The 16,063-nt window shown below is 65.3% G+C and carries 14 protein-coding genes; 8 read left to right on the top strand and 6 right to left on the bottom strand.

Annotation, left to right across the window (positions count from 1 at the left end; genetic code table 11):
* The first annotated feature begins 50 nt into the window (after positions 1 to 50).
* The 7 genes from JNJ68_RS10830 to JNJ68_RS10800 all read left to right on the top strand — a co-directional run bounded on the left by JNJ68_RS10830 (position 51) and on the right by JNJ68_RS10800 (position 7,281).
* Positions 51 to 1,082 carry a substrate-binding domain-containing protein gene (locus JNJ68_RS10830; RefSeq protein ID WP_294982317.1) on the top strand — a complete coding sequence of 344 codons (1,032 nt, stop codon included), beginning with the start codon at positions 51 to 53 and terminating at the stop codon, positions 1,080 to 1,082.
* A 198-nt stretch (positions 1,083 to 1,280) separates the two neighbouring features.
* On the top strand, positions 1,281 to 2,483 hold the full coding sequence (locus JNJ68_RS10825) for an ABC transporter substrate-binding protein (protein WP_294982315.1): 1,203 nt from the start codon (positions 1,281 to 1,283) through the stop codon (positions 2,481 to 2,483).
* A gap of 108 nt (positions 2,484 to 2,591) precedes the next feature.
* Entirely contained in the window at positions 2,592 to 3,542 is a 951-nt protein-coding gene (locus JNJ68_RS10820; RefSeq protein ID WP_294982313.1) for a sugar ABC transporter permease, read from the top strand.
* Positions 3,539 to 4,372 carry a carbohydrate ABC transporter permease gene (locus tag JNJ68_RS10815; RefSeq protein ID WP_294982311.1) on the top strand — a complete coding sequence of 278 codons (834 nt, stop codon included), beginning with the start codon at positions 3,539 to 3,541 and terminating at the stop codon, positions 4,370 to 4,372. Before JNJ68_RS10820 ends, JNJ68_RS10815 begins: the two co-directional genes overlap by 4 nt.
* Positions 4,373 to 4,376: 4 nt before the next feature.
* The gene (locus JNJ68_RS10810; RefSeq protein ID WP_294982309.1) at positions 4,377 to 5,378 is read left to right on the top strand and encodes an ABC transporter ATP-binding protein; all 1,002 of its coding nucleotides are present in this window, start codon (positions 4,377 to 4,379) and stop codon (positions 5,376 to 5,378) included.
* A gap of 62 nt (positions 5,379 to 5,440) precedes the next feature.
* Entirely contained in the window at positions 5,441 to 6,226 is a 786-nt protein-coding gene (locus JNJ68_RS10805) for a ThuA domain-containing protein (protein ID WP_294982307.1), read from the top strand.
* Complete coding sequence (locus JNJ68_RS10800; protein WP_294982305.1) at positions 6,226 to 7,281, top strand: Gfo/Idh/MocA family oxidoreductase; 1,056 nt, start codon at positions 6,226 to 6,228, stop codon at positions 7,279 to 7,281. Before JNJ68_RS10805 ends, JNJ68_RS10800 begins: the two co-directional genes overlap by 1 nt.
* A 78-nt stretch (positions 7,282 to 7,359) precedes the next feature.
* On the opposite strand, the gene JNJ68_RS10795 is transcribed toward JNJ68_RS10800, so the two are convergent.
* From JNJ68_RS10795 to JNJ68_RS10785, 3 genes are all read right to left on the bottom strand, one after another.
* Positions 7,360 to 7,977, bottom strand: coding sequence for a hypothetical protein (locus JNJ68_RS10795; protein WP_294982303.1), 618 nt, complete (start codon positions 7,975 to 7,977; stop codon positions 7,360 to 7,362).
* A gap of 7 nt (positions 7,978 to 7,984) precedes the next feature.
* Complete coding sequence (gene murD, locus JNJ68_RS10790) at positions 7,985 to 9,388, bottom strand: UDP-N-acetylmuramoyl-L-alanine--D-glutamate ligase (RefSeq protein ID WP_294982301.1); 1,404 nt, start codon at positions 9,386 to 9,388, stop codon at positions 7,985 to 7,987.
* Positions 9,389 to 9,495: 107 nt separating this feature from the next.
* Positions 9,496 to 10,590, bottom strand: a complete 1,095-nt coding sequence (locus JNJ68_RS10785; protein WP_294982300.1) for a transporter substrate-binding domain-containing protein — start codon at positions 10,588 to 10,590, stop codon at positions 9,496 to 9,498.
* A 479-nt stretch (positions 10,591 to 11,069) separates the two neighbouring features.
* Between JNJ68_RS10785 and JNJ68_RS10780 the strand changes: the two genes are divergently transcribed.
* Positions 11,070 to 12,107 (top strand): acyltransferase, encoded by a 1,038-nt coding sequence (locus JNJ68_RS10780; protein ID WP_294982298.1) that lies wholly within the window; start codon positions 11,070 to 11,072, stop codon positions 12,105 to 12,107.
* Here JNJ68_RS10780 and mraY read toward each other — a convergent pair.
* The 3 genes from mraY to JNJ68_RS10765 are packed head-to-tail and all read right to left on the bottom strand — an operon-like array spanning position 12,058 to position 16,058.
* Entirely contained in the window at positions 12,058 to 13,140 is a 1,083-nt protein-coding gene (gene mraY, locus JNJ68_RS10775; RefSeq protein WP_294982296.1) for a phospho-N-acetylmuramoyl-pentapeptide-transferase, read from the bottom strand. The genes JNJ68_RS10780 and mraY overlap by 50 nt on opposite strands.
* A complete protein-coding gene (gene murF / locus JNJ68_RS10770) occupies positions 13,141 to 14,577 on the bottom strand; it encodes a UDP-N-acetylmuramoyl-tripeptide--D-alanyl-D-alanine ligase (protein ID WP_294982293.1) in 1,437 nt (478 codons plus the stop codon).
* On the bottom strand, positions 14,577 to 16,058 hold the full coding sequence (locus tag JNJ68_RS10765) for a UDP-N-acetylmuramoyl-L-alanyl-D-glutamate--2,6-diaminopimelate ligase (protein ID WP_294982291.1): 1,482 nt from the start codon (positions 16,056 to 16,058) through the stop codon (positions 14,577 to 14,579). The genes murF and JNJ68_RS10765 overlap by 1 nt, the downstream gene beginning before the upstream one ends.
* Positions 16,059 to 16,063: the final 5 nt, after the last annotated feature.

Genomic DNA, 16,063 nt, shown 5'->3' with positions numbered 1-16,063 from the left:
GCTTTTTTGCATCCGAAATGTTTCGGATTGGTTCCAAAGGGGTTTGGGTCATGGCGACGCTGAAGGACATCGCGCGGACTCTCGACCTGTCGATCACCCAGGTCAGCCGGGCGCTGAACGATCACTCCGATGTGAGCGAGGAAACCCGTCTCCGGGTCAAGGAGATGGCGCAGGCGATGAACTACCACCCGAACGCCTCGGCCCGCAAACTGGTCTCGGGCCGGTCGGGCATGGTCGGGCTCGTCGTGCCACAGCACCGCAACATCGGCCAGGACGGCATCTTCATCGAAGCCGTGGCCGGTCTCTCGGCGCAGTTTTCCGGCCGGGGCATGCAATTCGTCCTGCACATCATGGCCGAGCACGAGCCGGTGCTGCCGGTTTATCAACGGCTTATCGGCAAGGCGATGCTGGACGGCTTCGTGCTGATCGACCCGCTGGACCATGACCCCAGGATCGACTTCCTGAAGAAGGCCGGCATCGCCTTTGTCGTGCACGGCCGGGTGGGGAAAGCCATCGACTATCCCTATTTTGACATTGAGAATGAACAGCTTGCCTATGACCTCACGTCGCATCTGACAGCTCGTGGCCATCGATGCATCGCGTTGCTGAACGGGATTTCCGGGCGCAGCTATGTCACGGTGCGCAAACAGGGATACTGCCGTGCCCTGCGGGATGCGGGCGCCGAGGAGTTGCCGCATCTGCACCTGGGCGGCGAGATGGACGAAGCAAACGGCCTGACCCATACCATCCGTCTGTTCAGTGGCGACGCTCCGCGCCCTACGGCGATCGTCTGCGGAAACGTCCGTCTGGCACGCGGCGTCTATCAGGCGCTGGCAGCGCTTGGTCTCCGGGTGCCGACCGATGTCTCGGTCGTTGCGCATGATGATGAATTGCCAAGCCTGCGCGCCTCGGCATTCTTCCCGGCCCTTACTGTCACCAAGGCGCCGCTTCGCGACAGTTGGGAGCCTCTGGTGGACTGCCTGACCGGAGCCATCGAGGGAAAGCCGCTTGCAACGCTGCAACGGATCGGCAGCTACACCTTCATCGAGCGCAATTCGGTAGCCGACGCCGCGATGGCATGAACTGCATCGAATCGTTGACCGAAAGCGCTTTGGAGACTATCTTTTCCGAAACGTTTCGGATTTTTTCGGGCGTTTTGCCACGGAGATGGCGCGCCACAGCGGCGTCCAATGGGAGGAAAACCTATGATGATCATGAAAGGCCGCGCAGTTCGCGCGACCGCAACCGCAGCCATGCTTGCCGTGTTCGGCGCTCCCGTCATGGCTGAAGAGTTGTTCTATGTTTCGGGCGCCGTCGGCAACGCGGTCGAGGACTTCAAGACCATCGTGAAGCCCTGGGAAGAAGCCACCGGCAACACCGTGACCATCGTCCCGATGCCGGCCTCGACCACCGACCAGTTCGGCCAGTACCGCCTGTGGCTTGCCGCTGGGGCGACCGACATCGACCTGTACCAGACCGACGTGATCTGGGCACCGCAGCTCGCCGACCACTTCGTCGACCTGACCGAGGCCGCCAAGGACCTGGCACCGACGCACTTCCCGTCGATCATCGAATCGCAGACCGTGAACGGCAAGCTGGTCGCGCTGCCGCTCTTCACCGATGCGCCTGCGCTCTACTACCGCACGGATCTGCTGGAGAAATACGGCAAGACCCCGCCGAAGACCTGGGCCGAGCTGGCTGAAACCGCCAAGGCCATCCAGGACGGCGAGCGCGCCGAGGGCAAGGCCGACATGTGGGGCTTCGTCTGGCAGGGCAACGCCTATGAAGGCCTGACCTGCAACGCGCTGGAATGGGTGAAGTCCTTCGGTGGCGGCCAGATCGTCGAGGCCGACGGCACGATCTCGATCAACAACGAGAACGCCGTCGCCGCGCTGGAGGCCGCGAAGTCCTGGGTCGGCACGATCAGCCCGGATGGGGTCCTCGCCTACCAGGAAGAGGAAGCCCGCGGCGTCTGGCAGACCGGCAATGCGGTCTTCATGCGCAACTGGCCCTATGCCTATACTTTGGGCAACGGCGACGACTCGGCGGTCAAGGGCCTGTTCGGCGTGACCACCCTGCCGGTCGGGAAGGACGGCGACAGCTCGGCGGCCACGCTTGGCGGCTGGAACGTCGCGGTGTCGAAATACTCGACCAAGCAGGACGCCGCGGTCAGCCTGGCGCTGTATCTTGCGGGGCCGGAGGCGCAGAAGACGCGTGCGCTCATCGCCTCGAACCTGCCAACGATCGTCGCGCTGTATGACGATCCCGAGATCGCCGAAAAGCAGCCGATCATCCCGCAGTGGAAGGACGTGTTCCTGAACGCCGTGCCGCGCCCCTCGGCGCCCACGCTCGGCAAGTACAACGAGGTTTCGGCAAAGTTCTGGTCCGCCGTCCACAACACTCTTTCGGGTGAGGGTTCGGCCGCCGAGAACCTGGAGCTTCTTGAAGTGGAGCTGACGGACATCAAGGGGTCGGGCTGGTAAGTCCTCCCGGACCTGACTGACCCCACCGACGGGCGGCGCTGACCCCAGCAGTTGCCGCCCGTCTCATCTTCACGGGCCTCGGAGGGGGGCCCGACAGGGGAGGGTATCATGGCAATCAACGACGGGGGGCTCAGCCTCTCGCAGCAACGCCAGCGCGCAGCCTTCTGGTTCATCGCGCCGATGCTGGCAGCCTTGTTTTTCGTGGCCGCCTGGCCGCTTCTGCGCACGATCTGGTTCTCGCTGACCGACACCGCGCTGTCCGACCTGTACGGCGGCGAATGGATCGGCTTCGACAATTACCTGTCGCTGCGTGTGCTGGACAGCGGACGCTGGATCTGGCGCGGCACCCTGGTCGACGCCGACTGGTGGAACGCCGTCTGGAACACGGTGCGCTTCGCCTTCGTCTCGGTCTTCTTCGAGACGGTGCTGGGCCTGATCGTGGCTCTGGTGCTGAATGCAGAATTCAAGGGCCGCGGGCTGGTGCGCGCGGCGATCCTGATCCCCTGGGCGATCCCGACCATCGTTTCGGCCAAGATGTGGGCCTGGATGCTGAATGACCAGTTCGGCATCCTGAACGACATCGCGCTGAATCTGGGCCTCATCGACCAGAAGATCGCCTGGACCGCCTCGGTCGATACCGCGATGTATGCCGTGCTGATGGTCGATGTCTGGAAGACCACGCCCTTCATGGCACTTCTGATCCTTGCCGGCCTGCAGATGGTGCCGCGCGACATCTACGAGGCGGCGAAGCTGGACGGGATCAACCCGGTCAAGGTGTTCTTCAGGATCACCCTGCCGCTGATCCGCCCGGCGCTGGCGGTGGCGATCATCTTCCGCATGCTCGACGCACTGCGCATCTTCGACCTGGTCTATGTGCTGACGCCAAATTCCAAGGCCACCAAGACCATGTCGGTGATCAGCCGCGAGAACATGATCGACTTCGACAAGTTCGCCTATGGCGCGGCGCAGTCGACGCTTCTCTTCGCGATCATCGCCATCTTCGTCAGCCTCTACATCTGGCTGGGCAAGGTCGACCTTTCCGGGGAGGGACAGAGATGACCGCGCAGAAGCTTCTTTCCACAGTCGGTTTCTACGCGCTTGTCGTGGTGATCGTCGTCTTCTCGGTCTTTCCCTTCTATTACGCGATCGTCACCTCCTTCGCGACGGGGACCGAGCTCTTCAAGGTCAACTACCTGCCCAAGTCGTTCGACTGGGGGAACTACCAGAGCGTGCTTGGCGGGCGCAACTTCGTGCGGTCGATCGTGAATTCGGTCTTCATCGCCACGACCACCGTGGTCTTCGCGCTGTTCCTGGCCGTCACGGCCAGCTACGCGCTGGCGCGGGTGCGGTTCCGGGGGCGCGGGCTTTTGCTGATGGCGATCCTTGCGGTGTCGATGTTCCCGCAGATCGCCGTGCTGGCGGGCCTGTTCGAGCTGATCCGCTTCCTGGGCATCTTCAACACGCCCTGGGCGATGATCCTGTCCTATGTGATCTTCACCCTGCCCTTCACCGTCTGGGTGCTGACCACCTTCATGCGCGACCTGCCGGTCGAGATCGAGGAGGCGGCCATCGTCGACGGCGCGACGCCCTGGGTGATCATCACCAAGGTCTTCCTGCCGCTGCTCTGGCCCGCCCTGGTCACGACCGGCCTTCTGGCCTTCATCGGTGCCTGGAACGAGTTCCTGTTCGCGCTGACCTTCACCAGTTCCGAGACGACCCGGACGGTGCCGGTGGCGATCGCGCTCCTCTCGGGCGCGAGCCAGCAGGAAATCCCCTGGGGTCCGATCATGGCGGCCAGCGTCATCGTGACGGTGCCGCTGATCATCCTCGTCCTCATTTTCCAACGCAAGATCGTCGCGGGTCTGACCGCGGGCGGCGTGAAGGGCTGACATCATGGCAAAGATCGAACTGAAGAACGTCACCAAGTCCTATGGCGCCGTGCAGGTGATCAAGGGCATCGACCTGACCATCGAGAAGGGCGAGTTCATGGTCTTCGTCGGGCCCTCGGGCTGCGGCAAGTCCACGCTTCTGCGGCTGATCTCGGGGCTGGAGGAGATCACAACCGGCGACATGCTTTTCGACGGGGAAAGGGTTAACAACCTGATCCCATCCAGGCGCGGCATCGCCATGGTGTTCCAGAGCTATGCGCTTTATCCGCACATGAAGGTCTACGACAACATGGCCTTCGGGATGAAGCTGGACAAGACCAGCGAGGCCGAGATCCGGAAGCGGGTGGAGAACGCGGCCAAGCTTCTCCAGATCGACCACCTGCTCGACCGCCTGCCGAAGCAGTTGTCGGGCGGCCAGCGCCAGCGTGTTGCCATCGGCCGCGCCATCGTGCGTGACCCGCGGGTGTTCCTGTTCGACGAACCGCTATCGAACCTCGACGCGGCCCTTCGGGTGCAGACCCGGCTGGAGATCGCCAAACTGCACCATTCGATGTCGAACGTGACGATGATCTACGTGACCCATGATCAGGTCGAGGCGATGACGCTGGCCGACCGGATCGCCGTGCTGCGCGACGGACGGCTGGAACAGGCGGGCAGCCCGGCGGAGCTTTACGAGCGGCCGAACTCGATCTTCGTCGCGGGTTTCATCGGCAGCCCGAAGATGAACTTCCTGACCGGCAAATTCGCCGCCGACCATGACTGCACCACCCTCGGTGCCCGGTCGGAACATATCGACGTGGTGGAAAACGGTCCCTGGTCGGGCGAAGTCCTGCACGTCGAGGATCTGGGCTCCGACCACTATCTCTTTGTCGAGATCGGCAGCGACGAGCCCGTCATCGTCCGCCGTCCCGGCAAGGCGACCGTTGCCGTTGGCACCAAAGTCTCGCTCAAGCCCCAGGCCGCGAACCTTCACCGCTTCGACGCGGACGGTAAACCGATCCGCTGACCCTACCCCGCGCGCGCCGCTTCCCGAGGTCGGGGCGCGCAGTCATTTCAAGGAGAAGACCCATGACCATCCGCGTCACCGTGTGGGGCGAGAACGTCCATGAACAGAAGAACAAGGTGGTGGCCGAGGTCTACCCGAAGACCATGCACGGTACGATTGCCGAGTTCCTGAACAAGGAGGACGGCATCACCGCGACCACCGTCACGCTTCAGGACAAGGAGCACGGGATGACCGCGAAGAAGCTCGCGGAAACCGATGTGCTGATCTGGTGGGGCCACGCGGCCCATGGTGACGTGCAGGACGAGATCGTCGAGCGCGTGGCCGAGGCCGTCTGGTCCGGCATGGGGGTGATCTTCCTGCATTCCGCCCATTTCTCGAAACCCTTCAAGCGGCTGATGGGCGCGCCCTGCAACCTGTCCTGGCGCGAGGCCGGGGAGCGCGAACGCCTCTGGGTTACGTCGCGCCAGCACCCCATCGCGCGGGGCATCCCCGACCATTTCGAGATCGAATACGAAGAGATGTATGGCGAGCCCTTTGGTGTGCCGGAGCCCTTGGAAACCGTCTTCGTCAGTTGGTTCCAGGGTGGCGAGGTGTTCCGCTCGGGCCTCACCTATCGGCGCGGTGCGGGCAACATCTTCTACTTCCGGCCGGGGCATGAGACCTATCCGACCTACCATCAGCCGCTGGTGCAGAAAGTGATCGCGAACGGCGTCCGCTGGGCCTTCAACCCCGAGGCCAGGCTGGCCAATCCGACCGACGCCCCGAACACGCCGGTGGGCAAGACGCTGGAACCCATCGTGGAGCGCGGGCCGCGCCTGCACCACGACGGCGAGGCGGGATACCGCTGATGCAACCCGTCCGCCTTCTTATCCTCGGCACCGGCGGCATGGCGAAGAACCATGCCGAGCATTTTGCCGCGATCCCCGGCGTCGCCATCGTCGCCGGGATCGACACGCGGCCCGAGCAGCTTGCCGCCTTCCAGCAGGCGCACAACATCCCGCACGGCTTTGCTTCCGTGCAGGATGCCGTTGCCTGGGGTGAATTCGACGCGGTGACCAACGTCACCCCGGACGCCGCGCATTATGCGACGACCCTGCCCTTCCTTGCGGCGGGCAAGCATGTGCTGTGCGAAAAGCCCCTGGCCACCAACGCCGCCCATGCCGAGGAGATGGCCGCAGCCGCCGCCAAGGCTGGCGTTGTGAACATGGTCAACCTGACCTACCGCAACGTGCCCGCGCTGCAGAAGGCCGCGCAGATGGTGCGCGACGGCGCCATCGGCACGATCCGGCATTTCGAGGCCTCCTACCTGCAAAGCTGGCTCACCCAGTCCGCCTGGGGCCATTGGGACAAGGAATCGCAGTGGCTCTGGCGGCTGTCGACCAAGCACGGGTCCAAGGGCGTGCTGGGCGACGTGGGCATCCACATCCTCGACTTCGCGACCTTCATCGCCGGGATGGATGCCACGCAGATCTCCTGCCTCCTGCAGACCTTCGACAAGGCGCCGGGCGGGCAGATCGGCGAATATGTGCTGGACGCGAACGACAGCGCGACGATGCAGGTCCGCCTGTCGAACGGGGCGCTCGGCACCGTCGCCGCGACCCGCTTCGCGACCGGCCACCTGAACGACCTGCGGCTTCGGCTTTACGGGCTGACCGGCGGGCTGGAGGTGCGCTACGAAAAGGGCATCAGTGCGCTGCGGGCCTGCCTTGGCGACGACATCAAGGAAGGCATCTGGCACGATGTCGAGTGCCCCGATGTCCCCACCGTCTACCAGCGCTTCATCGCCGCGATCCGCGGCGAAGGCCCGGCCGAGCCCGACTTTGCCCGTGGCGCCGCGCTGCAGGTGCTGCTCGATAAGGCTGAGGCCTCGGCGGGAGAAGGCGGGAAGCTGCTGGCGGTGTGACTGGCGCTCTTCGAGCCCTTCGGGCACTCATCGCCGGGGTCCCCCTCCGAGGAGTGTCCGAAGGATATCGACGAGGCGTCAGGCCCCTGACGCGACCGGCTCTGCCTGCTCCAGCCCCGCCAACCGGACAGCGCCGTCCCGCAGGTTCCCCCGGATCAGGAAACCCGGCTGCGTGACCTCGGGGTGTTTTTCGGCCCAATCGCGGAAGCGGTCGTTGCTCACGATCCGCGCGCCGAATTCGCGGGCGGTTTCCAACAGGTAGGGGTCGGCCTGCGTCCCCTTCGCCACCACCATCACCTGACGCGGCTCCATCTTCAGCATCCGCGCAAAATCATCGTCATGCAGATAGCGCCCGGCCAGCTTCCAGCCTGCGTTGGCATCGAACACGACGCCCGGCACATAGCCGAGGTCGCGCAACCGGGCGATGACCTTCCGCACCGGCTCTATGCTGGGGCTGTTGTCCTGCCAGTGCATCACGTTCGACCCGTCGACCAGGATCCAGTTCTCCGGCGCGGCCTTGGGGACAGGCCGAACCGCGCACCAGAGGCGCGGGAGCAGGAAAAGGATCAGGAGCAGACCCAGAAGCCCGAGCGCCCAGGCAATCTCGGTTCCCACCGTCGATACCGACGGGGTGGTCGATGCGTCGACCGTGATGGTCTTGAAATCTGCCAGCGGCAAAAGGAACGACGCGATCATGCCGACCTCACCCGCCGAGCAGCGCCCTGACCCGCGCCGAAAAATCCTCCCCCCGCTTCTCGAAGTTCGGATACTGATCGAAACTCGCCGCGGCCGGCGCGAGGAGGACGACCTCTCCCGCCTGCGCTTCCTCGGCGGCCCGGGCCACGGCGCGTTCCATCGTCTCGCAGATTTCGTGCGGTGTCTCGCCGATCTGCAACGCGAAGTCCCGCGCCGAATGGCCGATGAGATAGGCCTTCACCACCGAGCTGAGATGCGGCTTCAGCGCGGCGATCCCGCCGTCCTTGCCCATGCCCCCCGCAATCCAGCGGATCTTCGGGAAAGCCTGCAGCGCCTTGGCTGCCGAATCCACGTTCGTCGCCTTCGAGTCATTCACGAACCGCACCCCGCCCCGTTCGCCGACCAGCTGGCTGCGATGCGGCAGGCCCGCGAAACTGTGCAGCGCCCCCTCGATCAGCTTCGGCGCCAGGCCCAGCGACCGGCAGGCGGCATAGGCCGCGCAGGCGTTCTGGTGGTTGTGGGCGCCCGGCAGGCCCTTCACCTCGCGCAGGTCGATGCTGGCCACCTGCCGCCCCTTCCGCCATTCGGCCAGGAATCCCTTGCGGGCGAAGACCGACCAGCCGAAGCCTTCAAGCTTCTGACCAGAGGAGACCCGGATCACCCGGTCGTCCTGCGGCCCCTGCGCCAGCGCCCCGGCGAGGTAGCGCCCCTCCACTTCATCCACCCCCACCACGGCGCGGTCCGGCCCGCCCAGGGTGAAAAGCCGCGCCTTGGCGGCGAAATAGCCGCCCATGCCGCCATGCCGATCAAGGTGATCCGGCGACAGGTTGGTGAAGACCGCCACGTCCGGGGTCAGCGCGCGGGCCAACTCGGTCTGGTAGCTGGACAGCTCCAGCACCACCACCTCGCCATCCTGCGGCGGGTCGATGGACAGGACCCCGGTGCCGATGTTCCCGGCCATCTGCGTGGGCTTGCCCGCCACTTGAAGGATGTGGTGGATCAACGCCGTGGTCGTCGACTTGCCGTTCGAGCCGGTGACCGCCACCACCTTGGGCGGGGTCTCCATCTCTTCCCACTGCGGCCCGGCGGCGCTTTGGAAGAAAAGCCCGATATCGTTGTCGACCGGGATACCCGCCTCCAGCGCGCGGGCGATGGTCGGGTTCGGCGTGGGATAGAGGTGCGGAATGCCCGGAGATGTCACCAGACAAGCCACCCCCTCCAGCGCCGCGTTCCGTGTGAGGTCGGTCAGCGTGAACCCCTTGGCTTCCGCCTTGGCCCGCGCCTCGGGGCTGTCGTCCCAAAGCAGGGGTTCCGCTCCTCCGGCCCGAAGCGCGGCGGCTGTGGCCAAGCCCGACCGGCCCAGCCCCAGCACCGCCACTTTCGCACCCTTGTAACCCTTCACCGGGATCATCGCCTGCCCCCCATTGGTCCCGGACAGGGATAGGGGAGGATCGGCGAAAGGGGAAGAGCCGGTGCCCTTCCCCGCCTGCCGGTCAGTCGCCTACAGGGCCAGCCGCCTCATTTCTTCAGATCGTTGTATTCCGCCAACCCGGTGGCGACGATGTCGTACCATTCGCCCGACTCGCGCATCTCGGCGAGGCCGCGGTTGAGCATGGCGATGTAGTCCTGCCCGCGCCGGTTCGACCGCGAGGTCACGAAGTGGTGGGTGTTGAAAGTGGTCAGCGCCGGGTTCAGCAGCACCTTGTCGGTCGCGCCCAGTTCCTCGAAGTTGGCGGTCGAGGTCTCGACCTCGATGGAATAGAGGTCGACCTTGCCGTCGAGCAGCATCTTCGCGCATTCCATCGGCGTCTTCGGGCGCACGAATTCCACCGTCGGCGCCGCAAGCCCCTCGACCTCGAGGTCGCTGGTGGGCCAGCCCTCGGGTCGGCAGATCTTGGCCCCGGCATAGTCGGAGAAGGCACGGGCTTCGGCGTATTTGCTGTCCACGAGCGTGTGGTAGGAATAGGCAACCTCGTAGATCGGGTCGGAGAACTCGAACTCGGTGCACATGGTCACCGCGAATTCGCCCAGCATGTCGATCTTGGAGCAATCCGGTTTCGACCAGGCGATCGACACGTCATAGGCCGCCGAGGGCAGCAGCGTGTCGATATGCGCGCCCCAGTCGTCGACGAAGGCGATCTTGTAGTCCCGGTCATTGCCGCCGCGCTGCATCGCGGTCGTGGCCATGCGGACATAGATGCCGCCGCCGCTCAGGCTTTCGTCGGTGAAGGGCTTCCAGTCGTTCGCGGTGACGAACTTCAGCGCCGGCAGGTAGGGCCGGTTCGGATCGCGCGTTTCGTCCTGTTTCTTGGTTTCCGCCTCGATCACCGCGCTCAGTTCGCTGTCGGGGGTCAGGCGGCCATCCTCGCAGGGCAGGATCAGTTGCAGCCCCGCCGGAAGGCTGTTGGTATTGCCCGCGATCGCCTCGCGGTTGGCGTTGAAAATCATCTGATAGTTGTAGGACCCGTAGGCGGTCATGGCGATGCCGCCCAGCGTGTCGCCCTCACGGACGGTGTAGGTGGTGCAGGCCTCTTGCGCGGAAACCGCAGCCGGAGCCAGAAGGGCAACAGCGGCAAACTTGATACAACAAACGGCTTTCATGGCACGAAACATCAGTACATCCTCCGATTGAAGCCCGCGCAATGCACAGCGTCAACTGGGTGAAACTTTCGCTATTTCGTGGCCGAAATGGGGCGATTCCCCGGAACTCTGCCCTATCAGGAAACAAAGACCCTCGACAGGAAAGCTGCGGCCTATTCCCGCACTTCAGCGCCGCCAACCCGGTCATTGCCGGGATCACGCGCATCGCCTCGACGACGTGAAGGCGGCTGACTGCCGGTCCATTCTGCCAGGCACGGCGAAAGGCCCGGCGGCGGGGCAAGGCGGGCCAGTCCGGGGCGGGCCAGTCTGGGGCGGCCCAGTCTGGGGCGACCCGTCAGCTTGAGGGGACAATGCGGACGACGGGGGCCGGTTCGTTTCGAGAGGCCTCCGCCGCAAGGGAAAAACATGGACTTCGGACGGACGTCCTTTAGGGTTTACAAATTGGGACCGTGATGTCGGCTTGATTCCCGTTTGGTACGAAGGACGTTTTAGTGAAGCATCTTCCCGGTCTGGATGGCCTTCGGGCGGCCAGCATCCTTCTCGTCATCGGAGCCCACACGTTGCCGCTGGGTCCGAAGATCCTGCAAGTGAACCACTTGGCGGGCGTGATGGGCATGTCGCTCTTCTTCTGCCTCTCTGGCTACCTGATTACCTCGACCCTGTTGCAGAAGCCTGACGTCTGGCCCTTTCTGGTCAAGCGCATCTTCCGGATCGTGCCGTCGATGTGGCTCTATCTTGCGATCCTGGTCTTGTTTCTTGGTGTGCAGTGGCAGAATGCCATCCTGAACGCGGCCTTCGTCTCGAACTATCTGGTTGCCGGATTGAACGATGGCCCAACCGGGATTCTCTGGTCACTCTGCGTCGAGGTGCAGTTCTATCTCGCCATCGGGCTTCTGGTCTGGATCGCGGGGGTGCGCGGGCTTTATCTCATTCCGTTCGCCGCGCTGGCAGTCACCATCGTCCGGATCGACCACCATAGCTATGCGAACATCGCCACCCATCTTCGAGTCGACGAAATCCTGGCGGGCGGGTGCCTTGCTCTTGTGCTGCATTTCCGATCATCCGCTCTGCGCGACTGGCTTGCGACGGGTACAAGGAGCCGGCTGCTTCTCGGGGCGGCCGTCTGCGTCTGGCTGGTCTCATGCCATCCGCTCGGCGGACCGATGAACTATGTCCGCCCCTACGCCACCGCCCTGATGATGGGGCTGGTACTGCTTGCCGCCCCCGAGAGGCTGCAACGCGTGCTGGCCAGCAAGGCCGCAGCCTACATCGCGCACATATCCTATGCGCTCTACATCTATCACAGCCTGATGATCTGGGGCTGGATGAACGAGGGCAGCACGGCGGTGCGCTATCTGGTCAAGCGACCGATCAGCTGGTCGTTGACCCTCGTTGCCGCCCATCTTTCAACCTTCTACTGGGAGGCCTTCTGGCAGCGCTTCGCCCGGCAGCGGATCCTGCGCGAGCAACCGCGCCCGATTACCGCACCTTCAGCGTCGCCAGCCCGATCATTGCCAGGATCACGCTGATGATCCAGAACCGGATCACGATCTGAGGCTCGGCCCAACCCTTCTTCTCGAAATGGTGGTGGATCGGCGCCATGAGGAAGATGCGTTTTTTGGTGCGCTTGTAATACAGCACCTGGATGATCACGCTCAGCGCCTCGACGACGAAAAGCCCGCCGACAATCGCCAGCACGATCTCGTGCTTGGTGCAGACCGCTATGGCCCCAAGCGCACCACCCAGGGCCAGCGACCCGGTATCGCCCATGAACACCGCCGCCGGGGGGGCGTTGTACCACAGGAACCCCAGACCGCCGCCGAAAAGCGCTGCGGAGAAGATCACCAGTTCGGAGGTGCCCGGCACGTAGTGCACATCGAGGTACTGTGTATAGTCGACCCGGCCCACGGCATAGGCGATGATCCCCAGCGTCCCGCCCGCGATCATGACCGGCATGATCGCCAGGCCATCGAGCCCGTCGGTCAGGTTCACCGCATTCGCTGCCCCCACGATCACCACCATGCCGAAGGGCACGAAGAAGACGCCGAGATTAAGGAGTGCGTCCTTGAAGAAGGGGAAGGCCAGCATGTTGGTCAGCTCGGTCGGGTGGAACATCGAGGCCGCATAGGCCGCCAGCGCCGCGATCAGAAGGCCAAGGCCCATCCGCACCTTGCCCGAGACGCCCTTGGTGTTCTGCTTGGTGACCTTGGCATAGTCGTCGGCAAAGCCGATCAGGCCGAAGGCCAGCGTCACCAGGATCACGATCCAGACGAAGGGATTGTCGAGCCTGGCCCAGAGGAGGGTCGAGACCATCAGTGCCGACAGGATCAGAAGGCCCCCCATCGTGGGCGTCCCGGCCTTCGACAGGTGCGATTGCGGCCCGTCATCTCGGATCGGCTGGCCCTTGCCCTGCTTCCTGCGCAGAAGATCGATCAGGGGACGACCGAACAGGAAGCCGAAAAGCAGTGCAGTGACGAAAGCCCCGCCCGCCCGCACGGTGATGTAGCGGAAGAGGTTGAAGACCCCACCCCCGTCGGAAAACTCGGCAAGCCAATAAAACATCTAAAGGGTCCCTTCTTTCGGCGCTGCGGCCTGCCCCATTTTTCGCAGGACGTCAACGATGAGGCTGACCTTCACACCCTTCGAACCCTTGACGAGGAGGATGTCGCCCGCGTCCACCAGGCTGCGGGTACGGGGGGCAAGCTCTGCCGCCGTTTCCACCCATTCGCCGCGTTGCCCTCGGGGCAAGAGCGCGTGCAGGGCCTTCATCCTTGGTCCGACGCAATGGATGACATGCACCGCCGAAAGACCCGGATGCCGGGCAATCGCCGCATGCAGCGCGATTTCCGTCGGCCCCAGTTCCAGCATGTCGCCCAGGATGGCGACGCGCCGCCCCCCGCCCACGCGGCCGATTCCGTCCACCGGCGTTGCGGCGATCAGCACATCCAGTGCGGCGGCCATCGAGGCAGGATTGGCGTTGAAGGCGTCGTCGATCAGGTCGAAATAGGTTTCCTCGACGATGTCCAGGTTGATCCGTTCCCGCTGGCCACGCCCCGCCGGGGGCAGCCAGCGTCCCAGGTCATGCGCGGCAATCATCGGGTCGGCCCCCAGCGCCTCGGCCACCGCGAGTGCGCCAAGCGCATTCAGCGCGAAATGGCGGCCGGGGGAGGAGACCTTGTAGAGAAGTGGTCTGCCCCGGTGGCTGGCGCGGCAGACCGTCGCCTCGTCACCGATCCGCGCCTCGATCAGCCGCCAGTCGGCGCCTTCGGTTTCGCCGAAGCCCACGGCGACCGCGCCGACCTCTGCCGCCTTCGCGCGCAGGATCGGCGTCGTCGCCATGTCGGCGTTGAAGACTGCCGTCCCGCCGGGGATGAGCCCGTCGAAGATCGCCGCCTTCTCCCCGGCGATGCCCTCGATGCTGGTGAAGGCCTCCAGATGCGCGGGGGCGACGATGGTGATCATCGCCACATCCAGCCGCGCGAGCCGGGCCAAGGGGGCGATCTCGCCCGGGTGGTTCATCCCGATCTCGATGACCGCGAAATCGGTGTCGACCGGCATCCGCGCCAAGGTCAGCGGCACGCCCCAGTGGTTGTTGTAGCTGGCCTCGGCCGCATGGGTCTTGCCCTGCCCCGACAGGATCGCCCGCAGCATCTCCTTGGTCGAGGTCTTGCCGACCGAGCCGGTGACACCCACCACCTTCGCCCGCGTCCGCGCCCGGGCAAAGGCCCCAAGGTCCGCCAGCGCCTGCAACACGTCCGGCACGACCAGCAGGGGCGCATCATCTGCCACCCCTTCCGGCACGCGGGACACCAGTGCCGCCGCCGCCCCCTTCTCCAGCGCCTGCGCGACGAAATCATGCCCGTCCCGCACATCCTTCAGCGCCACGAACAGATCGCCCCTGGCCAGGGTCCGCGTGTCGATGGAGACGCCATGCGCCTGCCATGCCTTCGTCACTTGCCCGCCGGTCGCCTGTGCCGCATCGGAGGAGGTCCAGAGCATCAGATCACCCCGTCCAGCGCGGCGACGGCGACGCTCGCCTGCTCCACGTCGTCGAACGGGTAGATGTCGGTCCCCACCACCTGACCGCTTTCATGGCCCTTGCCCGCGATCAGCAGCGCGTCGCCCGGCAGGAGGGCATCCACCGCCCGCAGGATCGCCTCGGCCCGGTCGCCGACCTCATGCGCCTCGGGGCAGGCCGCCAGGATCGCGGCGCGGATCGAGGCCGGGTCCTCGGTACGCGGGTTGTCGTCGGTGACATACAGCACATCGGCATGGGCCTTGGCCGCAGCACCCATCAGAGGCCGCTTGGTCCGGTCCCGGTCGCCGCCCGCGCCGAAGACCACCACGATCCGCCCCATCACATGCGGGCGCAGCGCCTTCAGCGCGGTTTCCAGCGCGTCGGGCGTATGGGCGTAGTCGACATAGACCGCCGCCCCGTTCCGCCGCGTCGCGGCCAGCTGCATCCGGCCCCGGACCCCCGTCAGCCGGGGCAGCACCGCCAGCACCGCCTCGGGCGCATCTCCAGCGGCAATCGCCAGCCCCGCCGCCACCGCGACATTCTCGGCCTGGAACGCCCCGATCAGGGCCAGCCGGGTCTGGAAAGCGCGGCCCTGCCAAAGGTAGCGCACCTCCTGCCCCGTCGCATCCGGGCGGGTGGCGGCGATCTGCAGATCTGCGCCCTGCCCCTTGCCCACGGTCAGCACCCGAAGCCCCCGGTCCAGCGCCAGTTCGGCCATGTCCGAGCCCTTCGCGCCGTCAAGGTTCACCACCGCGATCCCGTCCTCGGGGAGCAATCGGGTGAAAAGCTGCGCCTTGGCCTCGAAATAGGCCTCCATCGTGCCGTGATAGTCCAGGTGATCCTGCGTCAGGTTGGTGAAGCCGCCCGCCACCAGACGCACCCCGTCCAGCCGCCGCTGGTCGATCCCATGGCTGGAGGCCTCCATCGCCGCATGGGTCACACCCCCCGCAGCCGCCGCCGCCAGAAGCTTCTGCAAGGTCACCGGGTCAGGCGTCGTGTGCCCGGAGGGTGCCGTCCAGGCCCCCTCGATCCCGGTGGTGCCGATGTTGATCGCCTCATGCCCCAGCGCGGCCCAGATCTGCCGGGTAAAGGTCGCGACGGAGGTCTTGCCGTTCGTCCCCGTCACCGCGACCATGACTTCGGGCTGCGCCCCGAACCATAGCGCTGCGGCGCAGGCCAAGGCCGCGCGCGGGTCCTCGGCCACCACCAGCGCCACGTCGGTCTCGGCCAAAGCCTCCGCCGCCAGCCGCGCGCCCTCGGCATCGGTCAAGACTGCCGCCGCCCCCTGCTCCAGCGCCGCCGACAGGAATTTGGCGCCATGCACCGCCGTTCCTGGCAGGGCCGCAAACAGCATCCCCGCCCGCACTGCCCGACTGTCCGCCGTGATCCCCGACAGCGCCGGGTCGCGACCGGCCCGGGCCGTGAGCCCCAGGTCGGAAAGCCGTGTCGCGCGCGCTGCCATGATCC

The organism is Tabrizicola sp., assembly GCF_016793705.1.
Taxonomy (GTDB): Bacteria; Pseudomonadota; Alphaproteobacteria; order Rhodobacterales; family Rhodobacteraceae; genus Tabrizicola.
This window is presented reverse-complemented; position numbering and strand designations above follow the sequence as displayed.

Bases quoted from the DNA above. Each gene is read 5' to 3' on its own strand.
- JNJ68_RS10830 (WP_294982317.1), top strand. From the start codon at position 51: ATGGCGACGCTGAAGGACATCGCGCGGACTCTCGACCTGTCGATCACC.
- JNJ68_RS10785 (WP_294982300.1), bottom strand. From the start codon at position 10,590: ATGTTTCGTGCCATGAAAGCCGTTTGTTGTATCAAGTTTGCCGCTGTT.
- JNJ68_RS10810 (WP_294982309.1), top strand. From the start codon at position 4,377: ATGGCAAAGATCGAACTGAAGAACGTCACCAAGTCCTATGGCGCCGTG.
- JNJ68_RS10815 (WP_294982311.1), top strand. From the start codon at position 3,539: ATGACCGCGCAGAAGCTTCTTTCCACAGTCGGTTTCTACGCGCTTGTC.
- JNJ68_RS10765 (WP_294982291.1), bottom strand. From the start codon at position 16,058: ATGGCAGCGCGCGCGACACGGCTTTCCGACCTGGGGCTCACGGCCCGG.
- JNJ68_RS10795 (WP_294982303.1), bottom strand. From the start codon at position 7,977: ATGATCGCGTCGTTCCTTTTGCCGCTGGCAGATTTCAAGACCATCACG.
- mraY (WP_294982296.1), bottom strand. From the start codon at position 13,140: ATGTTTTATTGGCTTGCCGAGTTTTCCGACGGGGGTGGGGTCTTCAAC.
- murF (WP_294982293.1), bottom strand. From the start codon at position 14,577: ATGCTCTGGACCTCCTCCGATGCGGCACAGGCGACCGGCGGGCAAGTG.
- JNJ68_RS10805 (WP_294982307.1), top strand. From the start codon at position 5,441: ATGACCATCCGCGTCACCGTGTGGGGCGAGAACGTCCATGAACAGAAG.
- JNJ68_RS10820 (WP_294982313.1), top strand. From the start codon at position 2,592: ATGGCAATCAACGACGGGGGGCTCAGCCTCTCGCAGCAACGCCAGCGC.
- murD (WP_294982301.1), bottom strand. From the start codon at position 9,388: ATGATCCCGGTGAAGGGTTACAAGGGTGCGAAAGTGGCGGTGCTGGGG.
- JNJ68_RS10825 (WP_294982315.1), top strand. From the start codon at position 1,281: ATGGCTGAAGAGTTGTTCTATGTTTCGGGCGCCGTCGGCAACGCGGTC.
- JNJ68_RS10800 (WP_294982305.1), top strand. From the start codon at position 6,226: ATGCAACCCGTCCGCCTTCTTATCCTCGGCACCGGCGGCATGGCGAAG.